This is a genomic window from Nocardioides sp. 1609, assembly GCF_004522105.1.
Lineage (GTDB): Bacteria > Actinomycetota > Actinomycetes > Propionibacteriales > Nocardioidaceae > Nocardioides.
The window spans coordinates 692,405-717,946 of sequence record NZ_SPUJ01000003.1 but is presented as its reverse complement, the minus strand read 5'-3'; the positions used below and the strand labels follow the sequence as shown (position 1 = coordinate 717,946).

The following is a 25,542-nucleotide window of genomic DNA, read 5'->3' as shown; positions in this document are numbered from 1 at the left end:
CCCACCGCCGACCTATCCTGGGAGCCGCTCCACCATGACCGAACCCCGCCGCCACCGCCGAGCGCGGCTCGCCGCCCTGGCCGCGACCGGACTCCTGATCGGCCCGGTGCTGGTCGGTTGCTCGGGCGACGACGAGCCCGGGCCGGCCACCACCTCGTCGTCCGCGACGCCGTCCGGGGCGGCCGCGCCGCTCACCACGAAGGCATCGCTCGGCACCGTGACCGGGAGGCTCCCGCGGGCGGCCCGCGACACCCTCCGCACCGACGTCAGCGCGGCCGTGGACGCCTGGATCGACGGTGCGTACGGCGGTGACTACCCGCGCACCGACTTCGACGGCGCGTTCGCCTCGTTCACCTCCGGGGCTCGCGAGCGCGCCGCGGCCGACCGCCGGCTGATGACCAACGCCGGGCTGGGCGAGTCGGTCGACACCGTCGAGATGACGGCGCGGCGGGTCCGCGTCGACGCGCTGGCGCGCAGTGGCCGGGCGGCGGCCGCGACCGCCCACGTCCACCTCGGGCTCCAGATCACCGGGACCGACGGCGACGTCCGCCGCGACCGGGTCACCGGCTCGCTCTTCCTGACCCTGGAGCGCGGCGCCTGGAAGGTCTTCGGCTACGACGTCGCGAGGGGACGCGTCTGATGGGCCGCACGAAGAGGTGGGCCTCGTTGCTCGCCGTGCTCGTCACCGTGGGCCTCCTCGTCCCGGACTCCCAGGTCGCGGTCGCCCAGGCCACGCTGGTGAAGTTCGAGCACGCCGAGGGGGTGGCGCTCGAGGACGACATGGTCTGGATCCTGGCGGTCGGCTCCGACGCCCGGGTCGGGGAGGACATGACCCGGGTCCGCGGCGACGCGCTGCAGCTGGTCGGCATGAACACCCGCACCGGCGCGGCCACGTCGATCGGCATCCCGCGTGACTCCTACGTCTCGATCCCGGGGCGCGGTTCCGACCGCATCAACGCCGCCCTCTACTACGGAGGACCGCAGCTCCTCGGCGAGACCGTCGGCGAGCTGGTCGGCATCGAGCCCGACTACGTCTTCGTGACGCGGTTCGAGTTCATGGCCGCCATGGTCGACGACATCGGCGGGATCACGGTCGTCAACCCGCGCCAGTTCTCCGACCCCTACATCCGGCCGAAGGGCTTCGAGGAGGGACGCCTCGAGCTCAACGGCCAGGGTGCCACCGCGTTCTCCCGGGTCCGCAAGGCGCTGCCCGGGGGCGACTTCGACCGCTCCGCCAACCAGCAGCGGGTGCTGCGGGGCATCCAGGCCAGGATCGCCGAGCGGGCCGCCCGTCCCGGCTTCATCGAGCGGGGCGTGCTCTCGGTCATGAAGCACACCAGCACCGACCTCGGACCCGGGGAGCTGTTCCGGATCGCCCACGCCGTCGCCCAGGTCGACCCCCGCAAGATCACCGGGTGCGTCGTCCTCGGCGGCTTCGCGACCATCGGCGGGGCCAGCGTGGTCACGCCCGACACGGCCGCCGCGCGCCGCTACGGAGACGACGCCCGCAAGGACGCGACGATCGAGCGGTGCTGACGGGGCCGACCCGCCCGAGAACGCCCAGCCGCGGGCGGGCCACGCCGCGGCAGCTGCGCGGCGCCCACCCGTTCGTGCGTGGCCGCGTCGTGGCGGGACGCGGACCCGGCGTGCGGCTCGGCCGCGGTGTGCGCCTCCGGCAGGATTCGAACCTGCGACACCTGGTACCGGAAACCAGTGCTCTATCCCCTGAGCTACGGAGGCCTGCGTCTCGCGACGCCCAGCGGACACTACCGGGCCTCACTGGTGAGAGGGAAACCGGCCCGCGCCGATACGCTTGAGGGGTGAATCCCGCTCAGCTCTCCGCCACTGTCGTCGACGCCCTGGCGTCGCTCGTCGACCAGGGTGCGCTCACCCTGCCCGACGGCGTCCCGGCCGAGGTGACGGTGGAGCGACCCCGGGACAAGTCGCACGGCGACTACGCCACGAACGTCGCGCTGCAGCTGGCCAAGAAGGCCGGCACGAACCCGCGCGCCCTCGCCGAGCTGGTCGCCGAGCGGCTGCGCGCCTCCGACGGCGTCGCGCAGGTCGACATCGCCGGCCCCGGGTTCCTCAACATCACCGTCGAGGCCGGTGCCCAGGGACAGGTCGCGGCCGACATCGTCGCCGCCGGCGCGTCGTACGGGCACACCGAGACGCTGGCCGGGCAGAAGATCAACGTCGAGTTCATCTCCGCCAACCCGACCGGCCCGCTGCACCTGGGCCACACCCGGTGGGCGGTGCTCGGCGACGCGATCGGCCGGGTGCTGAGCGCGGCCGGGGCGACGGTGACCCGCGAGTTCTACATCAACGACCGCGGCAACCAGATGAACCTCTTCGGTGCCTCGATCCAGGCGGTGGCCCTCGGCGAGCCGGTGCCCGACGACGGCTACCACGGCGACTACGTCGGCGACCTCGCCCAGCAGGTCGTCGCCGCCGACCCCGGGATCCTCGACCTGCCCGCCGACGAGCGGCTGGTGGCCTTCCGGGAGGCCGGCTACGCCCTCCAGCTCGCCGAGCAGCAGGAGCAGCTCGCGGGCTTCCAGACCCACTTCGACGTCTGGTTCTCCGAGCGCAGCCTGCACGACGCCGCCGCCGACGACGTCGCCGCCGCGGTGGAGAAGCTGCGGTCGCAGGGCCACCTCTTCGACGCCGACGGCGCGCTGTGGATGCGCACCACCGACTTCGACGACGACAAGGACCGGGTGCTGATCCGGTCCAACGGCGAGCTGACCTACTTCGCCAGCGACACCGCCTACTACGTCAACAAGCGCGAACGCGGCTTCGACCGCTGCATCTACCTGCTCGGGGCCGACCACCACGGCTACGTCAACCGGCTGCGGGCGATGGCCGCGTGCGCCGGCGACGACCCCGACAACAACATCGAGGTCCTGATCGGCCAACTGGTCAAGATCCTCCAGGACGGCGAGGAGCTCCGGCTCTCCAAGCGGGCCGGCAACATCGTCGCGCTCCAGGAGCTCGTCGACGTGATCGGCGTCGACGCCCTGCGCTACTCCCTGGCCCGCTACCCGGCCGACTCGCCGCTCGTCCTCGACGTCGCCGAGATCACCAGGGCCTCGAACGACAACCCGGTCCACTACGTGCAGTACGCCCACGCCCGCACCTGCCGGATGATGGCGAACGCCGACGACCTCGGCATGGCGCTCCCCGCGGACTTCGACCCCGCGCTGCTCGCCCACGAGCGCGACCGCGACCTGCTCCGGGCCCTCGCGGAGTTCCCGCGCGTCGTCGCCAGCGCCGCCGAGCTGCGCGAGCCGCACCGGGTGGCGCGCTACCTGGAGGACACCGCCGCGACGTTCAACCGGTGGTACGACACGAAGGAGTGCCGGATGCTGCCGCAGGGCGACGAGCCGGTGACACCGGCCAACGAGGCACGGCTGGTGCTCGTGGTCGCGAGCCGGACGGTCCTGGCCAACGGCCTCGGCCTGCTGGGCGTCTCGGCCCCGGAGCGGATGTAGTCGATGAGCACCACCCACGAGGCAGGGTGGGCGCACGCGCCCGGAGCACTGCGCGGTCCCGCCTGGCTGCAGCCCCCCACCGACCCCAACGCCCTGGTCCCGTCGCTGTGGAGCAGCACCGCCCACAAGCGCGACGGCGACCTCGTCGTGGGCGGCGTCGCGGTGGCCGACCTGGTCGCCGAGCACAACACGCCGGCCTACGTCCTCGACGAGGACGACTTCCGGGCCCGGGCCCGCGCGTTCCGCGACGGGTTCGCCGACTACGACGTCTACTACGCCGGCAAGGCGTTCCTCTGCACGGCGGTGGCCGCCTGGGTCGCCGAGGAGGGCCTGCACCTCGACGTGTGCTCCGACGGCGAGCTGACCGTCGCGCTGCGCGCCGGGGTCGACCCGTCCCGGATCGGCTACCACGGCAACAACAAGTCGCACCCCGAGCTGCGCCGCGCGGTCGTGGCCGGCGTCGGGCGGATCGTGGTCGACTCCTTCGCCGAGATCGAGCGCCTCGCGCAGGTCAGCGCCGACCTCGGCACCACCCAGGCCGTGATGGTCCGGGTGACCGCGGGGGTCGAGGCGCACACCCACGAGTACATCGCCACCGCCCACGAGGACCAGAAGTTCGGGTTCTCCATCACCAGCGGCGACGCCCTCGAGGCCGTGCGCCGGGTGCTGGGCGCCCCGGGGCTCGAGCTGCGCGGGCTGCACTCCCACATCGGGAGCCAGATCTTCGACTCCTCCGGCTTCGAGGTCGCCGCGCGCCGCGTCCTCCGCCTGCACGCCCAGGTCGCCGATCCGGACGCCGGGCTGGGCGTCACCATGCCCGAGATGGACCTCGGCGGCGGCTTCGGCATCGCCTACACGACCCAGGACGACCCCACCGAGCCCGCCCAGCTGGCCGCCGAGATGACCGCGATCGTCGCCCACGAGTGCCGCGCGCTCGGCCTCGAGGCGCCGCGGCTCTCGATCGAGCCCGGCCGCGCGATCGTCGGTCCGTCGATGTGCACCGTCTACACCGTCGGCACCGTGAAGGCCGTCGCCCTCGACGGCGGCGCCGTGCGCACCTACGTCTCGGTCGACGGCGGGATGAGCGACAACATCCGCACCGCCCTGTACGACGCCGACTACTCCTGCACGATCGCGGCCCGCGCCTCGACCGCGCCGCCGGTGCTGGCCCGGGTGGTCGGCAAGCACTGCGAGGCCGGTGACATCGTCGTCCGCGACGAGTTCCTCCCCGGCGACGTGGCCCCCGGTGACCTCCTGGCGGTCCCGGCCACCGGCGCCTACTGCCGCTCGATGGCCTCCAACTACAACCACGCCCTCCGGCCGCCCGTGATCGCGGTGCGGGACGGGGCCGCGCGGACCCTCCTGAGGCGCGAGACTGTGGACGACTTGCTGGCGACGGACGTGGGTGTGTGATGGGTGACAGGCCGCTGAAGGTGGCGATCCTCGGGTGCGGTGTCGTGGGGTCGCAGGTGGTGCGGCTGCTCGAGGAGCAGGCCGACGACCTGGCCGCCCGGGTCGGTCGACCGGTCGAGCTGGCCGGGGTGGCGGTGCGCCGCATCGACGCACCGCGCGACGTCGAGCTGCCCGCGGGCCTGCTGACCACCGACGCGGAGGCCCTGGTCGCCCGCGACGACGTCGACCTGGTGGTCGAGGTGATCGGCGGCATCGAGCCGGCCCGCACCCTGATCCTCTCCGCGCTCGAGCACGGCGCCAGCGTCGTCACCGCCAACAAGGCGCTGCTGGCCGAGGACGGCCCGACCCTGTTCGAGGCCGCCGAGAAGGCCGGCCGCGACCTCTACTACGAGGCCGCCGTGGCCGGGGCGATCCCGATCCTGCGCCCGCTGCGCGAGTCGCTGGCCGGCGACCGCGTGACCCGGGTCCTGGGCATCGTCAACGGCACCACCAACTACATCCTCGACAAGATGGACACCTCGGGGGCCGGGTTCGCCGAGGCGCTCGAGGAGGCCCAGGACCTCGGGTACGCCGAGGCCGACCCGACCGCCGACGTCGAGGGTTTCGACGCCGCCGCGAAGGCCGCCATCCTCGCCTCGCTCGCCTTCCACTCCCGGGTGACCGCGGCCGACGTGCACCGCGAGGGCATCAGCGACGTCACGGCGGCCGACATCGCCTCGGCGCGCGAGATGGGGTGCGTCGTCAAGCTGCTCGCGATCTGTGAGCTCCGTCCCGGCCCCGGCGGCCCGGGCGGCGGCGACGAGACCGTCGCCGTCCGCGTGCACCCCGCGATGATCCCGCGCAGCCACCCGCTGGCCAGCGTCCGCGAGGCCTACAACGCCGTGTTCGTCGAGTCCGACGCCGCCGGCCAGCTGATGTTCTACGGGCCCGGCGCCGGGGGCGCCCCGACCGCGAGCGCCGTGATGGGCGACCTCGTCACCGTGGCCCGCAACCTGGTCGCGGGCACCCGCGGCGTCGGCGAGTCGGCCTACGCCGACCGGGCCGTGCTGCCGATGGGGGAGACCCGCACCCGCTACCACGTCGGCATCGACGTCGACGACCGCGCCGGCGTCCTGGCCGCGATCGCGCAGGCCTTCGCCGAGCACGACGTGTCGATCCAGACCATGCGCCAGGACGGCCGCGGTGACGACGCCCAGCTCGTCCTGGTCTCGCACGGCGCCACCGACGCCCAGCTCAGCGCCACCGTGGAGCACCTGCGGGGCATGGAGATCGTCCGCGACGTCACCTCGGTGATGCGTGTCGAAGGAGCCGACGAGCAGTGAGCACCCGAACCCACCAGTGGCGCGGCGTCGTCGAGGAGTACCGCGACCTCCTCGACATCCCGGCCGGCACCCCGGCGGTCACCCTGCGCGAGGGCGGCACCCCGCTCGTGCACTCCGAGTGGCTCTCCGGCCTCACCGGCGCCGCGGTGCACCTCAAGGTCGAGGGCAACAACCCGACCGGCTCGTTCAAGGACCGCGGGATGACCGCGGCGATCTCGGTCGCCAAGGCGGACGGCGCCGAGGCCGTCGTCTGCGCGTCGACCGGCAACACCTCCGCCTCGATGGCCGCGTACGCCGCCAAGGCCGGCCTCAAGCCCCTCGTGCTGGTGCCGGAGGGCAAGATCGCGGCCGGCAAGATGGCGCAGGCGATCCTGCACGGCGCCCAGGTGATCATGGTGCGCGGCAACTTCGACGACTGCCTCGCGATGGCCCGCGGCCTCGCCGCCGACTACCCGGTGGCGCTGGTCAACTCGGTCAACCCGGTCCGCCTCGAGGGCCAGAAGACCGCCGCGTTCGAGATCGTCGACTTCCTCGGCGACGCCCCCGACTACCACCTGCTGCCGGTGGGCAACGCCGGCAACATCTCGGCGTACTGGCTCGGCTACACCCAGTACGCCGGCCTCGGCCTCGCGACCCGACGCCCGGTCATGCGGGGCTTCCAGGCCGCCGGTGCCGCGCCGCTGGTCACCGGCGAGCCGTTCCCCGACCCGGAGACCAAGGCCACCGCCATCCGGATCGGCAACCCGGCGTCCTGGCACCTCGCCGAGCAGGCCGCGAAGGAGTCGGAGGGCCGTTTCGCCTCCGTCACCGACGAGCAGATCCTCGCCGCGCAGCGCGAGCTCGCCTCCCGCGACGGCGTCTTCGTCGAGCCGGCCTCGGCCGCCGGCATCGCCGGGATGCTGCAGGAGCTCGCCCAGGGCGAGTCCTACGCCGGCAGCACCGTGGTCGTGACCGTGACCGGCCACGGGCTCAAGGACACCGCGACGGCGCTCGAGGGGGTCGGCGCGCTCGTCGACACCGTCGTCGACGCCGACGTGACCGCGGCCGCGGCGGCCGCCGGCCTCGCGTGAGCGGGCCCTCCCGGCCCCTCCGCTTCGTCGACGGCCCCGTGCGGGTCTCGGTACCGGCGACCTCGGCCAACCTCGGGCCCGGGTTCGACGCGCTCGGCCTGGCCCTCGACCTGCGCGACCGGCTCGAGGCGGAGGTGCTGCCCGAGGGCCGCGCCGGGACCGAGATCACCGTCGAGGGGCAGGGGGAGGCCTCGGTCCCGCTCGACGAGACGCACCTCGTCGTCCGCGCCATGCACGCCGCGTTCGACCTCCTCGGCGGCCGGCCCGCCGGGCTCCGGCTGCGCTGCCGCAACGTCGTCCCGCACGCCCGCGGCCTCGGGTCGTCGTCCGCGGCGATCGTGGGCGGCGTGGTCCTGGCCCGGGCCCTCGTGGTCGACGGGACCGCGCTCCTGGACGACGACGCCGTCTTCCGCCTGGTCGCCCGGATCGAGGGCCACCCCGACAACGTCGCCCCCGCCCTGTACGGCGGCCTGACGATCTCCGGGCACGACGACGACTTCTGGAGCGCCTCGGCCCCGGTCGACCCCCGGGTCGGCACCGTCGTCTTCGTGCCGCCGACCGGGCTCTCGACCGAGCTGGCCCGCGGACTGCTCCCCGAGCAGGTCCCGCACGGTGACGCCGCCGCCAACGGCGGCCGGACGGCCCTCGTGGTCGCCGCGCTCGCCGGGCAGCCGCGGTGGCTGGCGACGGCGACCCGCGACTACCTCCACCAGGACTACCGGGAGCCCGCGATGCCCGACTCGCTGGCGCTGGTCCGCGCGCTGCGCGCCGACGGCGTCGCGGCGGTCGTCTCGGGCGCCGGCCCGACGGTGCTGGCCTTCGCCCTCGACGGTCCCGACGGCGAGGACACCCGGGCGCTGCTCGCGCGTCGTCCCGACGGCTGGACCGCCCGCTACCTCGCCGTCTCGACCGACGGCGCCGTGGTCGGCTGAGCCTCCGCGCCGGGTCGGCGTGGTGCTAGCCTTGCGGCGCGCCGGATCCCGGTGCTCGACCGCGGTCCACCGCGGCACCCACCACTCATCCTCGGAACCGGCGCAGGCACCGCCCGCGATCCGACCGCTGCCGGCGGGCCACGCGGCCCGCGGCACGTGAACGTGCGAAGGACCCCCGTGACAGAGACGCCCGACACCGCCCCGTCCGCCTCGGCCAAGAAGCGCACCGGCGGGCTCAGCGCGATGCTGCTCGCCGACCTCAAGTCGATGGCGGGTGGGATGGGGATCGCCGGCGCCGGCTCGATGAAGAAGGCGCAGCTGATCGACGCCATCAAGGGCGCTCAGGCCTCGGGCGGGTCCGCCGGGGCCGGCGGCTCCGGCGGCTCCGGTGACGGGGGAGCGGCACCGGCCGCGGCCCGGCGCCGCAAGCCGGCCGCGCAGGCCGAGGCGCAGGCCGAGCTCCCGATGACGTCGTCCGACGAGGCGGCCGCGCCGACCCGGGAACGGCCCCGGCGCCCCCGCGAGCAGGACCCGGCCGCCGAGGCGTCGTCCGCGCCGCAGCGGAGCGAGCCGGCGTCCGCCGAGCCGCAGCAGGCCGCGACGTCGCAGCCCGAGCAGGACCGGACCGAGCCGAGCCAGCCCGAGCGACAGCCCGAGCGGCAGCCCGAGCGACAGCCCGAGCGGCAGCCCGAGCGACAGCCCGAGCGACAGCCCGAGAAGAAGCAGGGCAAGCCGAACCAGGCCGAGAGCAAGCCGGAGCAGAAGCCGGCCCAGAAGACCGAGCCGAGGTCCGACCAGCAGTCGGACCAGGGCGACGCCGACGGTGACGGCGACGGCCGCACCGGCCGCAACCGGCGCCGCCGCGGCCGGGACCGCAACCGCGTCGTCGGTGACGCGGGCGGCCAGGGCGCCAACCCGGGCGGCAACCAGGGCGGGCCGCCCCCGAACCAGGGCCCGAAGCAGAACGCCGGCAACCAGGGCCACCAGGGCGGCAACCAGGGCAACCAGGGCGGGAGCCAGGGTGGCGGGCACCGGCACGAGCCGGACACCACCATCCTCGAGGACGACGTCGTCGTCCCGGCGGCCGGCATCCTCGACGTCCTGGACAACTACGCGTTCGTCCGCACCAGCGGCTACCTGCCGGGCGCCGACGACGTCTACCTGTCGCTGTCGATGGTCCGGAAGTTCGGGCTGCGCCGCGGCGACGCCATCGTCGGCCAGGTGCGCCAGCCGCGCGAGGGCGAGCGTCGCGAGAAGTTCAACCCCATGGTCCGCATCGACAGCGTGAACGGCCACGACCCCGAGCAGTCGAGGTCGCGGGCGGACTTCGACCGGCTGACCCCGCTGTACCCGTCCGAGCGGCTGCGCCTCGAGACCGAGCCGGGCAACCTCGTCGGGCGGGTCGTCGACGTGGTGGCGCCGATCGGCAAGGGCCAGCGTGGCCTGGTCGTCGCACCCGCGAGGTCCGGGCGGACGACGGTGCTGCAGTCGATCGCGCAGTCGGTCAGCGTCAACAACCCGGAGTGTCACCTGATGGTCGTCCTCGTCGACGAGCGGCCCGAGGAGGTCACCGACTACGAGCGCTCGGTCAAGGGCGAGGTGATCTCCTCGACCTTCGACCGCCCGGCCGGTGACCACACCGTCGTCGCCGAGCTCGCGATCGAGCGCGCGAAGCGCCTCGTCGAGCTCGGTCACGACGTGGTCGTCCTGCTCGACGGCCTGACCCGGCTCGCCCGGGCCTACCACCACTCGACGCCGGCGTCCGGGCGGCTGCTCGCCGGCGGCGTCGACGCGGCGGCGCTGCACCCGACCAAGAAGTTCTTCGGGGCGGCCCGCAACATCGAGAACGGCGGGTCGTTGACCATCGTCGCCACCGCCGTCGTCGAGAGCGGCTCGGTGATGGACGAGGTGATCTTCGAGGAGTTCGCCGGCACCGGCAACATGGAGCTGCGGCTGCGCAGCGACCTCGCCGACAAGCGGGTCTTCCCGGCCATCGACCCCGTGCAGTCGGGCACCCGGCGCGAGGAGCTGCTGATGAGCGAGGAGGAGCTGGCCATCGTGTGGAAGCTGCGCCGGGTCCTCTCCAACCTCGACGGCCAGCAGGCGCTCGAGCTCCTCCTGGAGCGCCTGAAGCGGGCCGGCACCAACATCGAGTTCCTGATGAACGTGCAGAAGGCCACCCCGAAGAACGGGCAGGCGGCGATCTGATGGCTCGGATCGTGGTCGCCGACGACGACGTCGACATCCGGGAGCTCGTGGAGTTCAAGCTCTCGACGATGGGACACGAGATCGTGGCCGTCGGTGACGGCGGCGCGGCGCTAGCGGCCTGCCGCGCCCAGCGCCCCGACCTCTGCGTGCTCGACGTGATGATGCCCGGCGTCTCGGGCCTCGACGCGATCGCGAAGATCCGGGCCGACCCCGCCCTCGCGGACCTGCCGGTGATCCTGCTGACCGCCCGGGCCCAGGAGGCCGACGTCGAGAGCGGGTTCGACTCCGGCGCCGACGACTACATCACCAAGCCGTTCAGCCCGCGCGAGCTGGCCTCGCGGGTCGAGGCGCTGCTGAACCGCTGAGCGCCCTCGGCCCGGCGCGCGCTCGCCGGCAGACGGTCCGGCGCCGGCGGTCCGGTCGGAATTGTGGCGACCCGGGTGGTGTTCACTACGATGCCATCCGGTTCCGGTTCACGTCGCGCGCCGTGCGACGACCCGGAGCACCTGAGAGGACACCATGAAGAAGGACACGCACCCCGACTACGTCGCCACGCAGGTCACCTGCACGTGCGGCGCGTCGTTCGAGACCCGCAGCACTGTCGCGTCGGGCGTCATCCGCTCCGACGTCTGCTCGCAGTGCCACCCGTTCTACACCGGCAAGCAGAAGATCCTCGACACCGGCGGCCGCGTCGCCCGGTTCCAGGCGCGCTACGCCAAGAAGGCCGCTGACTCCTCGAAGTAGCGACCCCGCCGACACCGACCTCCGCCCTCGAGCGGGGGTCGGTGTTCGCTTTTTCGTCGATCCGTCGCCCACGCCCCACCAGGTCGCAGCACCCAGGAGCAGTCCATGTTCGAAGCAGTCGAGGGGCTCGTCGACGAGCACCGCGAGATCGAGGGCCGCCTCGGCGAGCCCGAGACCCACGCCGACGCCCGCCTGGCCAAGCGGCTGAACCGGCGCTACGCCGAGCTGAACGCCGTCATCGGCGCCTGGCGCGACTGGACCGCGCTCGGCGAGGACCTCGGGGCCGCCCGCGAGCTGGCGGGGGAGGACCCGGCCTTCGCCGAGGAGGCCGACGACATCGCGCGACGCCTGCCCGTCGCCGAGGAGCGGCTGCGGCGCCTCCTGGTGCCGCGCGACCCGGCCGACGCCAACGACACGCTGCTCGAGGTGAAGTCCGGCGAGGGAGGGGAGGAGTCGGCGCTGTTCGCCGGCGACCTGCTCCGCATGTACACCCGGTACGCCGAGCGCCGCGGCTGGTCGGTCGAGGTGCTCGACGCGACCGAGTCCGACCTCGGCGGCTACAAGTCCGTGACCGTCGCGGTCAAGGCCAAGGGCACGCCCGAGCCGGGCGGGGCGCCGTTCGGGCTGCTCAAGTACGAGGGTGGCGTGCACCGCGTCCAGCGCGTCCCCGTCACCGAGTCGCAGGGGCGGGTGCACACGAGCGCCGCCGGCGTCCTGGTGCTGCCGGAGGCCGAGCAGGTCGACGTCCAGATCGACGACAACGACCTGCGCATCGACGTCTACCGCAGCAGCGGGCCGGGCGGGCAGAGCGTCAACACCACCGACTCGGCCGTCCGGATCACCCACGTGCCGACCGGCATCGTCGCGAGCTGCCAGAACGAGAAGAGCCAGCTGCAGAACAAGGAGCAGGCGATGCGGATCCTGCGGGCCCGGCTGCTGGCCGCCGCGCAGGAGGAGGCCGACGCCGAGGCCAGCGAGGTCCGGCGCAGCCAGGTGCGCACCGTCGACCGCTCCGAGCGGATCCGCACCTACAACTACCCCGAGAACCGGATCTCCGACCACCGCACGGGCTACAAGGCCTACAACCTGGACGCCGTCCTCGACGGCGACCTGCAGCCGGTCGTCGACTCGTGCGTCGAGGCCGACCTGGCCGCGCGGCTCGACGCGCTCGAGCAGTGACCCCGGTGCCGCGGGCCCGGCGCCGCGACGTCCTCGCCGCCGCCGTGGCGCTCCTGCGCGACGGCGGGGTGGGCAGCCCGGAGCACGACGCCGCCGAGCTGCTGGCGCACGTCCTCGGCACCAGCCGGGGTGCGCTGGCGCTGGTCGACGACGTCACCGGAGCCGACCTGGCGACGTACGACGCCCTGGTGGCCCGGCGCGCCGCGCGGGAGCCGCTCCAGCACCTCACCGGCGTGGCCGGGTTCCGCCACGTCGAGCTCGCCGTCGGCCCGGGGGTGTTCGTGCCGCGGCCCGAGACCGAGCTGCTCGCCGGCTGGGCGATCGAGGCGGCCCGGCTCGTGACGGCCACGGAACCCGGCCGGCCGCCCGTCGTCGTCGACCTGTGCACCGGGTCGGGTGCCATCGCCTGCTCGGTGGCCGACGAGGTGCCGGACGCCGTCGTCCACGCCGTCGAGCTCGACGAGGCCGCCCTGGCCTGGGCGGCCCGCAACCTCGACGGCACCGGGGTCGACCTGCGGGCCGGGTCGATGGAGGACGCCTTCGACGACCTGCTGGGCGCCGTCGACGTCGTGGTGTGCAACCCGCCCTACATCCCGCTCGAGGCGTGGGAGTCGGTCGCGCCCGAGGCCCGCGACCACGACCCCCACCTGGCCCTCTTCTCCGGCGACGACGGGCTCGACGCGCTGCGCGTGCTGGAGCGGCGGGCCAGGGTCCTGCTGCGTCCCGGCGGGGTCGTCGGCGCCGAGCACGCCGACGCCCAGGGAGCCTCGGCGCCGGCGGTGTTCGTCGACGCCGGCGGGTGGCTCGACGTCCGCGACCACCGCGACCTGGCCGACCGTCCGCGGTTCCTGACGGCGCGACTGGCAGGATGAGTCGGGTGCGCTATCCCACGACGACCGACGAGGAACGCGAGACGGCGATCGAGGCCGCGACCGTCGCGCTCCAGCGAGGCGACCTTGCGGTGCTCCCGACCGACACGGTCTACGGGATCGCCGCCGACGCCTTCGACGCCGATGCCGTCGCCGAGCTGCTCGCCGCCAAGGGCCGCGGCCGCGAGATGCCGCCGCCGGTGCTCGTCGGCAACGCGACCACGATCGACGCCCTGGCCCGCGACGTCCCGGCGTGGGTCCGGGTCCTGGTCGAGGAGTTCTGGCCCGGCCCGCTGACCATCGTGTGCCACCAGCAGAGCTCGCTGTTGTGGGACCTCGGGGAGACCCGCGGCACCGTCGCGGTCAGGATGCCCGACCACGCGATCACCCGCGCGGTCCTCGACCGCACCGGGCCCCTCGCGGTCAGCTCGGCCAACGTCACCGGCGAACCCGCGGCGACCGACGCCGACCGCGCCGAGTCGATGCTCGGCGACCGCGTCGCGGTCGTCGTCGACGCGGGGGAGTCGCCGGTCGGGGAGGCCTCCACGATCGTCGACGCGACCCGGGCGCGCGGGCGCATCCTGCGTCGGGGCGCGCTGTCGCTGGCCCGCCTGAACGCCGTGCTCGAGCCGCTCGGCACGTCCCTGCTCGACGTGGGCGCCGAGGAGGCGTCCGGGCCGTCGCTCGAGAAGACCCCCGACAAGACCCCCGACAAGACCACCGACCAGACCCCCGGCGCGGGCACCGACGAGGGCTGATGCGCGAGTACCTCGTCGTCTTCCTGGTCGCGGCCTCGGTCACCTACCTGCTGACCGTCGTCGCCCGCGAGATCGCGCTCCGCACGGGAGCGGTCGCCGCCGTCCGTGACCGCGACGTGCACGCTGAGCCGATCCCGTACCTCGGCGGCATCGCCATGCTCGGGGGGCTGGTCGCTGCCTACCTGGTGGCGCGCGAGCTGCCGTTCCTCGCGACCAGCCAGACCTTCGTCTTCGAGGACGCCGGGGCCGTGGTCGTGGCGGGCGCGCTCATCTGCGGGGTCGGGGTGCTCGACGACATCTTCGACCTCGACGCGCTCACCAAGTTCGGCGGCCAGGTCCTGGCCGTGGGGCTGCTCATCTACTCCGGCATCCAGTTCCGCTTCTTCTACCAGCCCGACGGCGTGCAGTTCTCGCTCGACCCGGGCCAGGGTGCGCTGTTGACGGCGTTCATCGTGCTCACGAGCGTGAACGCGGTGAACTTCGTCGACGGGCTCGACGGCCTCGCCGCCGGGGTCGTCGGCATCACCGCGATCGCCCTGTTCGTCTTCTGCTACCAGCTGAGCGTCTCGAACGGCGCCACCCGGGCCACCACCGGCGCGCTGCTCTCCGCGGCGCTCGCCGGCATCTGCGTCGGGTTCCTGGTGCACAACTTCCACCCGGCCCGCCTGTTCATGGGCGACAGCGGCTCGATGCTGCTGGGGCTGGTGCTGTCGGCCTCCGCGATCTCGGTGACCACGCAGTTCTCCAGCGACGACGTCGCGTTCGGCGCCGACGGCACCCGGGCCAGCCTGTTGCCGATGCTGCTGCCGGTCGCGCTGCCGATCCTCATCCTCATCGTGCCCCTGGCCGACCTGGTGCTGGCCGTCGTCCGGCGCACCCGGGCCGGACGCTCGCCGTTCGCGCCCGACAAGCAGCACCTGCACCACCGGCTGCTGGAGATCGGCCACTCGCACCGCCGCGCGGTCCTCATCATGTGGGCCTGGGCCGGGCTGATCGCCTTCGGCACCGTCTACGCGAGCCTGCAGACCGGCACCGTGGTCTACGCGACCATCGCGGCGGCGTTCGCGGTGACGCTGGGACTGACCTTCGTGCTGCCGGTGGTGCGCGCCCCGAGGCTGCTCGACGACACGACCGAGCGTCCCGAGGACGTCCCCGGCGAGGTCCGCGCCGAGCCCGCGGGGAGCGCCTCGGAGTCGGCCGTCGAGGCCCCCGGGGCGGCACCCGGGCAGACTTTGTGATAGTTTTCACGAGCACCTGAAGGGCACCTGAGACAGTCCCCCCGACGAGCAGAAACGGCCGCCGACGATGACGACCGCCACGACCTCCCCGCACCGGGAAGCACGCCCCTACGGCGTCGCGGCCCTCGGTCTCGCGGTGCTCGCGGGCTCGGTCTGCGGTGCGGTGGCGACCGTCCTGGGCCTCGCGCTCGGCGGGTCCGCCGGCGCGCTCGGTGCCCTGGTCGGCGCGGGCGTGACGCTGCTCGTGCTCGCCACCGGGTTCGCCGTGGTCGACGTGGTCGCCGGACTGATGCCGGCCGCGTCGCTGATGGTCGCGGTGCTCACCTACACCCTGCAGCTCGGCCTCCTCGCGCTGCTCCTGGTCGCCTTCGGTCGCGCCGAGGACCTCGAGGCGACGATGTCGCCGCAGTGGTTCGCCGCCGGCGTCATCGCGGTCGCCCTCGCGTGGACCGTCTGCCTGGTGGTGCACGCCGTGCGGGCCCGGATCCCGCTCTACGACCTCCCCGCGCCGGCACCGTCCGCGGTGCGGGACGCGGCGCCCGAGGGGAGTGAGCGATGAGCCACGCGCACTGCTATCGTCACGACCGCGATGAGGCAGTCAGACGACACACCTCGAGGCGATCCGTGGAACGCCTTCGGATACCTCGTGGCCGGTGTCCTTCTCTACGGAGTGATCGGGTGGCTGCTCGATCGCTGGTGGGGGACGGGCTTCATGGTGGCCGTAGGGATCCTCGTCGGCGCCTGCCTGGGGTTGTACATGACCTGGGCCCGGTTCGGCAGCTTCGGTCCGCCGGCCCCGGGCGACGACCCGGAGGGATCCGGCAGCAGCACCAGCACACGTACATGACAGCGACCAACGTTCAGGAGACACGGTGAGCCGACTCATCACCGAAGACCCCTTCGTCCCACCGGGCCCTGGGGACTTCAACCTGCCGCCGATCGGGGGCGACTTCGGGACGTTCCACCTCTTCGGCCAGGAGTGGGTGCTCGGGGTCACCAAGCCGATGCTCCAGGTCGTGCTCGCGGGCATCCTGGTCTTCGCCGTGTTCTACCTCGCCTCGCGCAAGCGGGCGATGGTGCCGGGCAAGTTCCAGTACATCGGCGAGCAGGGCTACGGCTTCGTCCGCAACTCCCTGGGTCGCGACATCATCGGCAGCCACGACTTCCAGCGCTTCGTGCCCTACCTGTTCGCGCTGTTCTTCTTCGTGCTGTTCAACAACTTCATGGCCTCGATCCCGTTCCTGCAGTTCCCGACGTTCTCACGCTCCGGGATGGTCTACTCCCTGGCGATCATGAGCTGGGTGGTCTACAACCTGGTCGGCATCCGCAAGCACGGCTTCGCGGGCTACTTCAAGCTCCAGTCGGTGCCGTCGGGCGTCGGCGGTCCGATCCTGCTGCTGCTGATCCCGCTCGAGTTCATGTCGAACATCCTGGTGCGGCCGGTCACGCTGGCCCTGCGTCTGTTCGCCAACATGTTCGCCGGCCACCTCCTGCTGATCCTGTTCGCCCTCGGCGGCGAGTACATCCTGGTCCACCAGCCCATCGGGTACGCCCCGGTCGGCATCCTGGCCTGGCTGATGTTCATCGCCGTGGCCATCCTCGAGGTGCTGATCCAGTTCCTCCAGGCCTACGTCTTCGTCCTCCTGAACGCCATGTACATCCAGGGCGCTCTGGCGGACGAGCACTGATCCACCCACTGACCTGCACTGAGTAGTACCAACCGAAAGGAAATCGCCGTGGACGGCAACCTCAACATGATCGGCTACGGCCTGGCCGCCATCGGGCCGGGCATCGGCATCGGCCTGATCTTCGCCGCCTACATCAGTGGTGTCGCTCGTCAGCCGGAGGCCCAGGGCCGCCTGCAGTCGATCGCCATCCTGGGCTTCGCGCTCGCCGAGGCGCTCGCCATCATCGGTATCGCCCTCGCCTTCGTGCTCTGACCGAGCTCTGACGACGCCACGCCGTAGGACCCGGAAGGACCAGGCATGCAGTCACTGATCGCACCGTTCGCGGTGCAAGCTGCGGGGGGAGAGGAACTCAACCCCCTCGTCCCCCACGCGGTCGAGATCGTCCTCTCGATCGTCGTGTTCGGCATTCTCTTCTTCGCCGTGAAGAAGTTCGTCGTCCCGAACTTCGAGGCGACCTACACCGAGCGCACCCAGGCGATCGAGGGTGGTCTGGCCGCCGCGGAGACGAAGCAGGCCGAGGCCGACGCCAAGCTCGCCGAGCTCGAGAAGCAGCTCGCGGATGCTCGCCACGAGGCGGCACGCATCCGTGAGGAGGCTCGCGAGCAGGGCGCCGTGATCATCGCGGAGATGCGCGAGCAGGCTCAGTCCGAGTCGGCTCGCATCGTCGAGCACGGCAAGGCGCAGATCGAGGCGGAGCGCCAGCAGGCGGTCACCTCGCTCCGCACCGAGGTCGGCACGCTCGCCACCACGCTGGCCGGTCGGATCGTCGGGGAGAGCCTCGACGACGACGAGCGGCAGAGCCGGGTCGTCGAGCGGTTCCTGGCCGACCTCGAGACCGGCACCCCGGGCCGGAGCTGATGATGGACCTGCGCGGAGCATCGGCGGATTCCGCCGCCGTCCTCACCGACGAGCTCGGGAGCAACCTGGGCGACTCGACCTCGGCAGCGACCGTGGCCGACGGGCTGTTCACGATCGCCTCGACGCTGCGGTCCGAGGCCGCGCTGCGGCGCTTCGCCTCCGACGCGTCGATCCCCGCCGAGGCCAAGAAGGGCCTCGTCGGGGAGGTCTTCGGCGGCAAGGTGTCCGACGGCGCGCTCGCCGTCCTCACCTCGGCCGTCGGCCGCAAGTGGACGGCGCCGCGTGACCTGGCCGACACGCTCGAGCACCTGAGCGTGGTCGCCCTCGTCAAGGCGGCCGGCACCGACTCGGGTCGCCTGGCCGACGAGCTGTTCGCCTTCGCCCAGGCGGTCAAGGACAACCCGGAGCTGCGCGACGCGCTCTCCGACCCGGCGCGCTCGGCCGACGACAAGGGCGGCCTGATCGCCGTCCTGCTCGGCGGCAGGGCGCTCCCGTCCACGATCACCCTGGCCCAGCAGGCGCTCTCCGGCAGCTACCGCACCGTCTCGGTCGCGCTCGCCGCCTACCAGCGCACCGCGGCCGAGGTGCACGGGGAGGGCGTGGCGACCGTCCGGGTCGCGCGCGAGCTCACCGACGCCGAGACGCGTCGCCTCGCCGACGTCCTGTCGGCGCAGTACGGCCGGCCGGTGCACCTGAACCTGCTGGTCGACCCCACCGTCCTCGGCGGGATCCGTGTCGAGATCGGTGACGACGTCATCGACGGCACGGTCGCGAGCCGCCTCGACGACGCCCGCCGCAAGATCGCCGGCTGACCCAGCCACCTGCCCCACTGGCCGCCACGTCCCTGGTCCGGCCCACACACGACGCACGAACCAAGAGAGAAGGAACCACGATGACGGAGCTCTCCATCCGTCCGGAGGAGATCCGCGACGCGCTGCAGAAGTACGTCGCCGACTACCAGCCGGACGCGGCCAGCAAGGAAGAGGTCGGCACGGTCGCCTCGGCCGGTGACGGCATCGCCCGCGTCGCCGGTCTGCCGTCGTGCATGGCCAACGAGCTGCTCGAGTTCGAGGACGGCACCCGTGGCCTGGCCCTCAACCTCGACACCCGCGAGATCGGCGTCGTCATCCTCGGTGACTTCGACGGCATCGAGGAGGGCCAGACGGTCCGCCGCACCGGCGAGATCCTCTCGGTCCCCGTGGGCGACAAGTTCCTCGGTCGCGTCGTCGACCCGCTCGGCAACCCGATCGACGGCCTCGGCGACATCGAGGCCGAGGCACGCCGCGCGCTCGAGCTGCAGGCCCCGACCGTCATGCAGCGCAAGTCGGTCCACGAGCCGCTCGCCACGGGCATCAAGGCCATCGACTCGATGACCCCGATCGGCCGCGGCCAGCGCCAGCTCATCATCGGCGACCGCGCCACCGGCAAGACCACGATCTGCATCGACACGATCATCAACCAGAAGCAGAACTGGGAGACCGGCGACCCGAAGAAGCAGGTCCGCTGCATCTACGTCGCCATCGGCCAGAAGGGCTCGACCATCGCCTCGGTGCGTGGCGCCCTCGAGGAGGCCGGCGCGCTGGAGTACACGACGATCGTCGCGTCCCCGGCCTCCGACAGCGCTGGCTTCAAGTACCTCGCCCCCTACACCGGCTCGGCCATCGGCCAGCAGTGGATGTACGACGGCAAGCACGTCCTCATCGTGTTCGACGACCTCACCAAGCAGGCCGAGGCCTACCGTGCGGTGTCGCTGCTGCTGCGTCGCCCGCCGGGCCGCGAGGCCTACCCGGGTGACGTCTTCTACCTGCACAGCCGGCTGCTCGAGCGGTGCGCGAAGCTCTCCGACGACCTCGGCGCCGGCTCGATGACCGGGCTCCCGATCATCGAGACCAAGGCCAACGACGTCTCGGCGTTCATCCCGACCAACGTCATCTCGATCACCGACGGCCAGATCTTCCTGCAGTCGGACCTGTTCGCGGCCAACCAGCGCCCGGCCATCGACGTCGGCGTCTCGGTCTCCCGCGTGGGCGGCTCGGCGATGACCAAGGCCATGAAGGCCGTCACCGGCTCGCTCAAGGTCGACCTGGCGCAGTTCCGCGCCATGGAGGCGTTCGCGATGTTCGCCTCCGACCTCGACGCGGCCTCGCGCCAGCAGCTCGAGCGCGGTCAGCGACTGATGGCCCTGCTCAAGCAGCCGGCCTACTCGCCGTACCCGCTGGAGGAGATGACCGTCTCGCTCTGGATCGGCACCACCGGTCGACTCGACCGCGTGCCCACCGGTGACGTGCTGCGCTTCGAGCAGGAGTTCCTCGACTACCTGCGGCGCAGCCACGAGGGCATCCTCGCCGCCATCCGCGAGTCGCAGAAGTTCGAGGACGAGGCCGGGCTCGAGGACGCCTACAACTCGTTCCTCGACCAGTTCGAGACCTCCGAGGGAGGCTCGATCAAGGTCGGCCACGAGGCTGCCGCCGAGGCGCTCGAGGACGACGAGCTCGAGCAGGAGCAGATCGTCAAGCAGAAGCGGGGCTGACGTGGCCGTATCGCTGCGCGAGTACCGCGCGCGGATCAAGTCGACGGAGTCGATGAAGAAGATCACGCGCGCCATGGAGCTCATCGCTGCGTCGCGCATCATCAAGGCGCAGCAGCGGGCCCAGGCGGCTGCGCCGTACGCCCGTGAGCTGACCCGCGCGGTCTCGGCGGTGGCGACGTTCTCGAACGTCGACCACCCGCTGACGACCGAGCAGGAGGACGCCAACCGGGCCGCCGTGCTCATCGTCACGAGCGACCGCGGCCTGGCCGGCGCCTACTCCTCGAGCGTGCTCAAGGAGGCCGAACGACTTGCCGAGAAGCTCCGCGAGGAGGGCAAGGAGATCGACTTCTACATCGCCGGTCGCAAGGGCGAGGCGTACTTCAAGTTCCGCAACCGCCAGATCGTGCGGTCGTGGACCGGGTTCTCCGACCAGCCGTCCTACGACATCGCCGCCGAGGTCGGGGAGGCGCTGATCGCGGCCTTCCTCAAGGAGCGCGAGGAAAAGGGCGGCGTCGACGAGGTCCACGTCGTCTACACCCGCTTCCGCTCGATGCTGGTGCAGGAGCCCACCGCGGTGCGCCTGCTGCCGCTGGAAGTCGTCGAGGGCACCGAGGCCCCGGAGAAGGGCGACGTCCTGCCCCTCTATGAGTTCGAGCCCTCGCCCGAGGCCGTGCTCGACGGACTGCTGCCGCAGTACGTGCAGAGCCGGATCTTCTTCGCGATGCTGCAGGCGGCCGCCTCCGAGCTGGCCGCGCGTCAGAAGGCGATGAAGTCGGCGACGGACAACGCCGAAGAGCTCATCAAGAAGTACACCCGCGTTGCCAACCAGGCCCGCCAGGCCGGGATCACCCAGGAAATCAGCGAGATCGTCGGTGGCGTCAACGCGCTGGCCGATGCCAGTGCAGGGAGTGAGTAGACCAATGACCGCAACGGTTGAAGAGACCACCAACAACACCGGTGCCGGTGGCACTGGCCGCATCGCCCGGGTGATCGGGCCTGTCGTCGACATCGAGTTCCCCGTCGACAACATGCCCGACATCTACAACAAGCTCGAGACCACCTTCGAGCTGTCGGGGGAGTCCAAGCTGCTCTCGCTCGAGGTCGCCCAGCACATCGGCGACGGCGTCGTCCGCGCGATCTCGCTGCAGCCGACCGACGGCCTCGTGCGCGGCGCCTCGGTGCAGGACACCGGCGGCCCGATCACGGTGCCGGTCGGCAACGTGACGCTCGGCCGGGTGTTCAACACCCTCGGCGACTGCCTCAACCTCGAGGAGGGCGAGGAGCTCGGCGAGACCGAGCGGTGGGGCATCCACCGCAAGTCGCCGGCCTTCGACCAGCTCGAGTCGAAGACGCAGATGTTCGAGACCGGCATCAAGGTCATCGACCTGCTCGCCCCGTACGTCAGCGGCGGCAAGATCGGCCTGTTCGGTGGTGCCGGCGTCGGCAAGACCGTGCTCATCCAGGAGATGATCGCCCGCGTGGCGAAGGACCACGGTGGTGTGTCGGTGTTCGCCGGTGTCGGCGAGCGCACCCGCGAGGGCAACGACCTCATCGTCGAGATGGAGGAGGCCGGCGTCATCGGCCAGACCGCCCTCGTGTTCGGCCAGATGGACGAGCCGCCGGGCACCCGCCTGCGCGTCGCGCTGTCGGCCCTGACGATGGCGGAGTACTTCCGCGACGTGCAGAACCAGGACGTGCTGCTCTTCATCGACAACATCTTCCGGTTCACCCAGGCCGGGTCCGAGGTCTCGACCCTGCTCGGCCGGATGCCGTCCGCCGTGGGCTACCAGCCCAACCTCGCCGACGAGATGGGCACGCTCCAGGAGCGGATCACCTCGACGCGTGGTCACTCGATCACCTCGCTGCAGGCGATCTACGTGCCCGCCGACGACTACACCGACCCGGCGCCGGCGGCGACGTTCGCCCACCTCGACGCCACCACGGAGCTGTCGCGCGACATCGCGTCGCAGGGCATCTACCCGGCCGTCGACCCGCTGACCTCGACGTCGCGCATCCTGTCCGCCGACTACCTCGGTCAGGCGCACTACGACTGCGCGATCCGGATCAAGCAGATCCTGCAGCGCAACAAGGAGCTGCAGGACATCATCGCGATCCTCGGTGTCGACGAGCTCTCCGAGGAGGACAAGATCATCGTCTCCCGGGCCCGTCGCATCCAGCGGTTCCTGTCGCAGAACACCTACGTGGCCAAGCAGTTCACCGGCCTCGAGGGCTCCACGGTCCCCGTTGCCGACACGATCGAGGCGTTCAACAAGATCGCCGACGGTGACTACGACCACGTGGCCGAGCAGGCGTTCTTCATGTGCGGTGGTCTCGACGACGTCGAGGCCAAGTGGGCTGAGATCCAGAAGAACCTCTGACATGGCTGACACCCTGCAGGTCGAGCTGGTCGCCGCCGACCGGACCGTGTGGTCCGGCTCGGCGACGATGGTGATCGCACGCACCGTCGAGGGCGATGTCGGTGTGCTGCGTGGACACGCGCCGCTCCTGTCGCTGCTCACCGACGCCGTCGTGGAGATCACCGGCGACGAGGGCGACGTGGTCGTCGCCGCCGTCGACGGTGGCTTCCTCTCGGTCGCCGGCGACCGGGTCTCGATCCTCTCCGAGCACGCCGTCCTGGCCGAGGACATCAACGTCGACCAGGCCCGGATCGACCTCGACGAGGCCCGGGGCGGCGACGCCGCGCCCGACGAGACCGAGCGGCGGATCCGGCGGGCAGAGGCTCGCATCAGGGCGGTCGAGAAGGCCCGCTAGCCCACCGCTAGGGTTGGTCCTCCGAGGCAGAGGGGGCGGCTCAGCGACATGGCGTGGTGGCAGTGGGTGGTCGACGTCGCCGGCGCGATCCTGATCCTGATCCTGCTCTACGGCCTGGCCCTCGTCGTCCGTCGTCGCCTCATCACGCGCCACCACGGCACCATCGAGCTCTCACACCGCGTCCGTCCCTCCGGGGACGGACGCGGTTGGGTTCTCGGGGTCGGCCGCTACTCCGGCGAGCGACTCGAGTGGTTCCGGCTCTTCTCGCTCTCGCCGCGCCCCAAGCGGGTCTGGGCGCGCGAGGCCCTGAGCTACGACGGCCGCCGGGCACCGCTCGGGACCGAGCAGATGTCGCTCTACCCCGACCACGTCGTCATCGTGTGCCAGTCGGCCGCCGGTGAGGTCGAGCTCGCGCTCGGTGCCGCCTCCCTGACCGGCTTCCAGTCCTGGCTGGAGGCCCGACCTCCCGGCACCGACTGGGACAGGTGAGCGGCCCGGCGTCCGCCCCGGTGTCGCTGATCCGTGCGCGGACCGCGGTCGGACTCGTCTTCGGGCTCAACGGCGGGCTGTTCGCGAGCTTCGTCTCACGCGTCCCGGACCTGCGCTCCGGTCTCGACCTGAGCAACGGCGGCCTCGGCGTGCTGCTGCTGATGATCGCGGTCGGTTCGCTGGTCGCGCTGCCCACGAGCGGCGCCCTGGTCGCTCGCTTCGGGGCGGCCGCCGTCGTCCGCTCCGCAGGGGTGCTGAGCGTGGCCGGGATGGCGCTGGCCGCCGTGGCCGCCGACGTCGCCGGCTCGGTGCCCGTCGCGGCGGCGGGGCTGGTCGCCCAGGGCGCCGGCATCGGCGCCTGGGACGTCGCGATGAACCTCGAGGGTGCGGAGGTCGAGCGGCGGCTCGGCCGCACGATCATGCCGCGCTTCCATGCCGGGTTCAGCCTCGGCACGGTGCTCGGGGCGCTGCTCGGGGTCGCGGTGGTCGCGCTGGGGGTGAGCATGGCGCTGCACCTGGTGGTGCTGGGCGTGGCCGTGCTCGCCGCGGTGCTGCTGGCCACCCGGACGTTCCTGCCGGTCGAGCCCGACCCGGCGCCGTCCGGCAGCGCGGCCGCCTGGCGCGAGCCCCGCACGCTCCTGGTGGGTGTGATGGTGCTGGCCTTCGCCGTGGCGGAGGGATCGGCGAACGACTGGCTGACGCTGGCGCTGGTCGACGGCTACGACGTCGAGCACTGGGTCGGCGTCGGCGGGTTCGCGCTCTTCGTGTCGGCGATGACGCTCGGGCGGCTGCTCGGCCCGGTCGTGCTCGACCGCTGGGGTCGTGCTCCCTGCCTGTGGGCGACCGCGGCGCTGTCGGCGACCGGTCTGCTCCTGGTCGTGCACGGCCAGGTGTGGCCGGTGGTCGTGGTCGGGATCGTCGCGTGGGGGATGGGCGCCTCGCTGGGGTTCCCGGTGGGGATGAGCGCGGCCGCCGACGACCCCGCGCGGGCCGCCGCCCGCGTCAGCGTGGTGTCGACGATCGGGTACGCGGCCTTCCTCGGCGGGCCGCCGCTGCTCGGCTCCCTCGGCGACCGGGTCGGCACCCTGCCGGCACTCCAGGTCGTGGCGCTGCTGATGGTGCCGGCCGCGCTCGCCGTGCTGGCGACGCGTCCGGCCCGAGCGACCTAGACGGCCGCGTCGCGCAGGCCGCGGCGGTCGCCTCGGTCGGCGCGGTCGGCGCGGTCGGCGCGGTCGGCATGGGACGGCGTGCGGCGGCCGAGGACCCAGGGCAGGGTCAGCAGCGCCCAGGCGGTGGCGATCACCGCGATCTCGATCGCGACGTAGCCGGGCCAGGGACCGAGCAGGTCGAGCGGGGAGCTGACCGACGGCTTGCGGTTGAGGTAGCCGTAGTTGGCGCCGGAGACCGCGTTGAACGTCATCATGGCGACCACCCAGCCGAACGTGACTGCGACCGCGACGCGGTAGCCGCGCCAGGTCGGGCGCTCGCCGAGCGTGACGAGCAGGACCATCGCCCAGACGCTGGCGAAGTGCATGCCCCAGAACATCCACCACCGCGGGTCGGGGAACGCCTCCTGCAGCGAGGGCGTCACGATCGCCTGCGTGACGAGCGTCGTGGCCCAGAAGTAGAGCAGCGCGCAGGCGCCGGGGTGGCGGGTCCACAGGGCGAGGGCCGCCAGCATCCAGCTCAGGTCGCAGACCTGGAGCGGAAGCGACGTGCCGAGGTCGAAGTCGCCCGGGAGCAGCTGGAGGACCTGCAGCGGGATCGTGAAGGCGAGGATCGCCAGCGCGAGCCCTCGGCGCACCCGGGTCTCGGTGCCTGCGTCACCGCGGGCGAGGCGGCGTCCGAGGGCCACCGCGGCGACGCAGCCGAGGACCGCGACGCCCATCAGGGCGAGGTGCTCGGTGCTGAAGGACTGGAAGCGGTCGGCGGCCAGCGGCGCGATCATGGGCATGTGCCTACCCTCGCCGGGCGGGGC

At 72.4% G+C, this 25,542-nt stretch carries 26 protein-coding genes and 1 tRNA gene; 25 read left to right on the top strand and 2 right to left on the bottom strand.

Annotated elements, in window-relative coordinates; all coding sequences use genetic code 11:
* Positions 1-34: 34 nt before the first annotated feature.
* Positions 35-640: a hypothetical protein gene (locus E4623_RS09665; RefSeq protein ID WP_134766279.1), complete on the top strand. Its 606-nt coding sequence runs from the start codon at positions 35-37 to the stop codon at positions 638-640.
* Entirely contained in the window at positions 640-1,536 is an 897-nt protein-coding gene (locus tag E4623_RS09660; protein ID WP_134766278.1) for an LCP family protein, read from the top strand. The genes E4623_RS09665 and E4623_RS09660 overlap by 1 nt, the downstream gene beginning before the upstream one ends.
* Before the next feature lie 131 nt (positions 1,537-1,667).
* On the opposite strand, the gene E4623_RS09655 is transcribed toward E4623_RS09660, so the two are convergent.
* Positions 1,668-1,740: transfer RNA gene (locus E4623_RS09655), tRNA-Arg, on the bottom strand.
* Positions 1,741-1,820: 80 nt separating this feature from the next.
* Here E4623_RS09655 and argS point away from each other — a divergent pair.
* The 23 genes from argS (at position 1,821) to E4623_RS09535 (ending at position 24,733) form a co-directional block, all read left to right on the top strand.
* Entirely contained in the window at positions 1,821-3,494 is a 1,674-nt protein-coding gene (gene argS, locus E4623_RS09650; RefSeq protein WP_134766277.1) for an arginine--tRNA ligase, read from the top strand.
* Positions 3,495-3,497: 3 nt separating this feature from the next.
* Positions 3,498-4,907 (top strand): diaminopimelate decarboxylase, encoded by a 1,410-nt coding sequence (lysA, locus tag E4623_RS09645; protein WP_134766276.1) that lies wholly within the window; start codon positions 3,498-3,500, stop codon positions 4,905-4,907.
* The gene (locus E4623_RS09640; RefSeq protein ID WP_134766275.1) at positions 4,907-6,229 is read left to right on the top strand and encodes a homoserine dehydrogenase; all 1,323 of its coding nucleotides are present in this window, start codon (positions 4,907-4,909) and stop codon (positions 6,227-6,229) included. The genes lysA and E4623_RS09640 overlap by 1 nt, the downstream gene beginning before the upstream one ends.
* Positions 6,226-7,299, top strand: a complete 1,074-nt coding sequence (gene thrC, locus E4623_RS09635; protein ID WP_134766274.1) for a threonine synthase — start codon at positions 6,226-6,228, stop codon at positions 7,297-7,299. The genes E4623_RS09640 and thrC overlap by 4 nt, the downstream gene beginning before the upstream one ends.
* Positions 7,296-8,231, top strand: a complete 936-nt coding sequence (thrB, locus tag E4623_RS09630) for a homoserine kinase (RefSeq protein ID WP_209020582.1) — start codon at positions 7,296-7,298, stop codon at positions 8,229-8,231. Before thrC ends, thrB begins: the two co-directional genes overlap by 4 nt.
* A gap of 177 nt (positions 8,232-8,408) precedes the next feature.
* Positions 8,409-10,439, top strand: a complete 2,031-nt coding sequence (rho, locus tag E4623_RS09625; protein WP_134766273.1) for a transcription termination factor Rho — start codon at positions 8,409-8,411, stop codon at positions 10,437-10,439.
* Complete coding sequence (locus E4623_RS09620; protein ID WP_134766272.1) at positions 10,439-10,804, top strand: response regulator; 366 nt, start codon at positions 10,439-10,441, stop codon at positions 10,802-10,804. The genes rho and E4623_RS09620 overlap by 1 nt, the downstream gene beginning before the upstream one ends.
* A 154-nt stretch (positions 10,805-10,958) precedes the next feature.
* Positions 10,959-11,183, top strand: a complete 225-nt coding sequence (rpmE, locus tag E4623_RS09615; protein WP_134766271.1) for a 50S ribosomal protein L31 — start codon at positions 10,959-10,961, stop codon at positions 11,181-11,183.
* Positions 11,184-11,288: 105 nt separating this feature from the next.
* Positions 11,289-12,362, top strand: coding sequence for a peptide chain release factor 1 (gene prfA, locus E4623_RS09610; protein ID WP_134766270.1), 1,074 nt, complete (start codon positions 11,289-11,291; stop codon positions 12,360-12,362).
* 5 nt (positions 12,363-12,367) lie between these two features.
* Positions 12,368-13,234: a peptide chain release factor N(5)-glutamine methyltransferase gene (gene prmC / locus E4623_RS09605; protein WP_209020621.1), complete on the top strand. Its 867-nt coding sequence runs from the start codon at positions 12,368-12,370 to the stop codon at positions 13,232-13,234.
* Positions 13,235-13,239: 5 nt separating this feature from the next.
* Positions 13,240-13,989: an L-threonylcarbamoyladenylate synthase gene (locus E4623_RS09600; protein ID WP_348537287.1), complete on the top strand. Its 750-nt coding sequence runs from the start codon at positions 13,240-13,242 to the stop codon at positions 13,987-13,989.
* Positions 13,989-15,227, top strand: a complete 1,239-nt coding sequence (locus E4623_RS09595) for an MraY family glycosyltransferase (protein ID WP_134766268.1) — start codon at positions 13,989-13,991, stop codon at positions 15,225-15,227. Before E4623_RS09600 ends, E4623_RS09595 begins: the two co-directional genes overlap by 1 nt.
* A gap of 67 nt (positions 15,228-15,294) precedes the next feature.
* Positions 15,295-15,786: a hypothetical protein gene (locus tag E4623_RS09590; protein ID WP_134766267.1), complete on the top strand. Its 492-nt coding sequence runs from the start codon at positions 15,295-15,297 to the stop codon at positions 15,784-15,786.
* A 313-nt stretch (positions 15,787-16,099) separates the two neighbouring features.
* On the top strand, positions 16,100-16,915 hold the full coding sequence (gene atpB, locus E4623_RS09580; RefSeq protein WP_134766266.1) for a F0F1 ATP synthase subunit A: 816 nt from the start codon (positions 16,100-16,102) through the stop codon (positions 16,913-16,915).
* A 48-nt stretch (positions 16,916-16,963) separates the two neighbouring features.
* On the top strand, positions 16,964-17,167 hold the full coding sequence (gene atpE / locus E4623_RS09575) for an ATP synthase F0 subunit C (RefSeq protein ID WP_280633646.1): 204 nt from the start codon (positions 16,964-16,966) through the stop codon (positions 17,165-17,167).
* Between the two features lie 45 nt (positions 17,168-17,212).
* Positions 17,213-17,773 carry a F0F1 ATP synthase subunit B gene (locus E4623_RS09570; protein WP_134766264.1) on the top strand — a complete coding sequence of 187 codons (561 nt, stop codon included), beginning with the start codon at positions 17,213-17,215 and terminating at the stop codon, positions 17,771-17,773.
* Between the two features lie 2 nt (positions 17,774-17,775).
* Positions 17,776-18,585, top strand: a complete 810-nt coding sequence (locus E4623_RS09565) for a F0F1 ATP synthase subunit delta (RefSeq protein ID WP_134766263.1) — start codon at positions 17,776-17,778, stop codon at positions 18,583-18,585.
* Positions 18,586-18,665: 80 nt separating this feature from the next.
* Entirely contained in the window at positions 18,666-20,303 is a 1,638-nt protein-coding gene (atpA, locus tag E4623_RS09560) for a F0F1 ATP synthase subunit alpha (RefSeq protein WP_134766262.1), read from the top strand.
* Between the two features lies 1 nt (position 20,304).
* Positions 20,305-21,219, top strand: a complete 915-nt coding sequence (locus E4623_RS09555) for a F0F1 ATP synthase subunit gamma (protein WP_134766261.1) — start codon at positions 20,305-20,307, stop codon at positions 21,217-21,219.
* A 4-nt stretch (positions 21,220-21,223) separates the two neighbouring features.
* Complete coding sequence (atpD, locus tag E4623_RS09550) at positions 21,224-22,681, top strand: F0F1 ATP synthase subunit beta (RefSeq protein WP_134766260.1); 1,458 nt, start codon at positions 21,224-21,226, stop codon at positions 22,679-22,681.
* A 1-nt stretch (position 22,682) separates the two neighbouring features.
* On the top strand, positions 22,683-23,075 hold the full coding sequence (locus E4623_RS09545; protein WP_134766259.1) for a F0F1 ATP synthase subunit epsilon: 393 nt from the start codon (positions 22,683-22,685) through the stop codon (positions 23,073-23,075).
* Positions 23,076-23,123: 48 nt separating this feature from the next.
* The gene (locus E4623_RS09540) at positions 23,124-23,564 is read left to right on the top strand and encodes a DUF2550 domain-containing protein (RefSeq protein ID WP_134766258.1); all 441 of its coding nucleotides are present in this window, start codon (positions 23,124-23,126) and stop codon (positions 23,562-23,564) included.
* Positions 23,561-24,733: an MFS transporter gene (locus E4623_RS09535; protein ID WP_134766257.1), complete on the top strand. Its 1,173-nt coding sequence runs from the start codon at positions 23,561-23,563 to the stop codon at positions 24,731-24,733. The genes E4623_RS09540 and E4623_RS09535 overlap by 4 nt, the downstream gene beginning before the upstream one ends.
* On the opposite strand, the gene E4623_RS09530 is transcribed toward E4623_RS09535, so the two are convergent.
* Positions 24,730-25,518 (bottom strand): TIGR02206 family membrane protein, encoded by a 789-nt coding sequence (locus E4623_RS09530; RefSeq protein ID WP_134766256.1) that lies wholly within the window; start codon positions 25,516-25,518, stop codon positions 24,730-24,732. The genes E4623_RS09535 and E4623_RS09530 overlap by 4 nt on opposite strands.
* Positions 25,519-25,542: the final 24 nt, after the last annotated feature.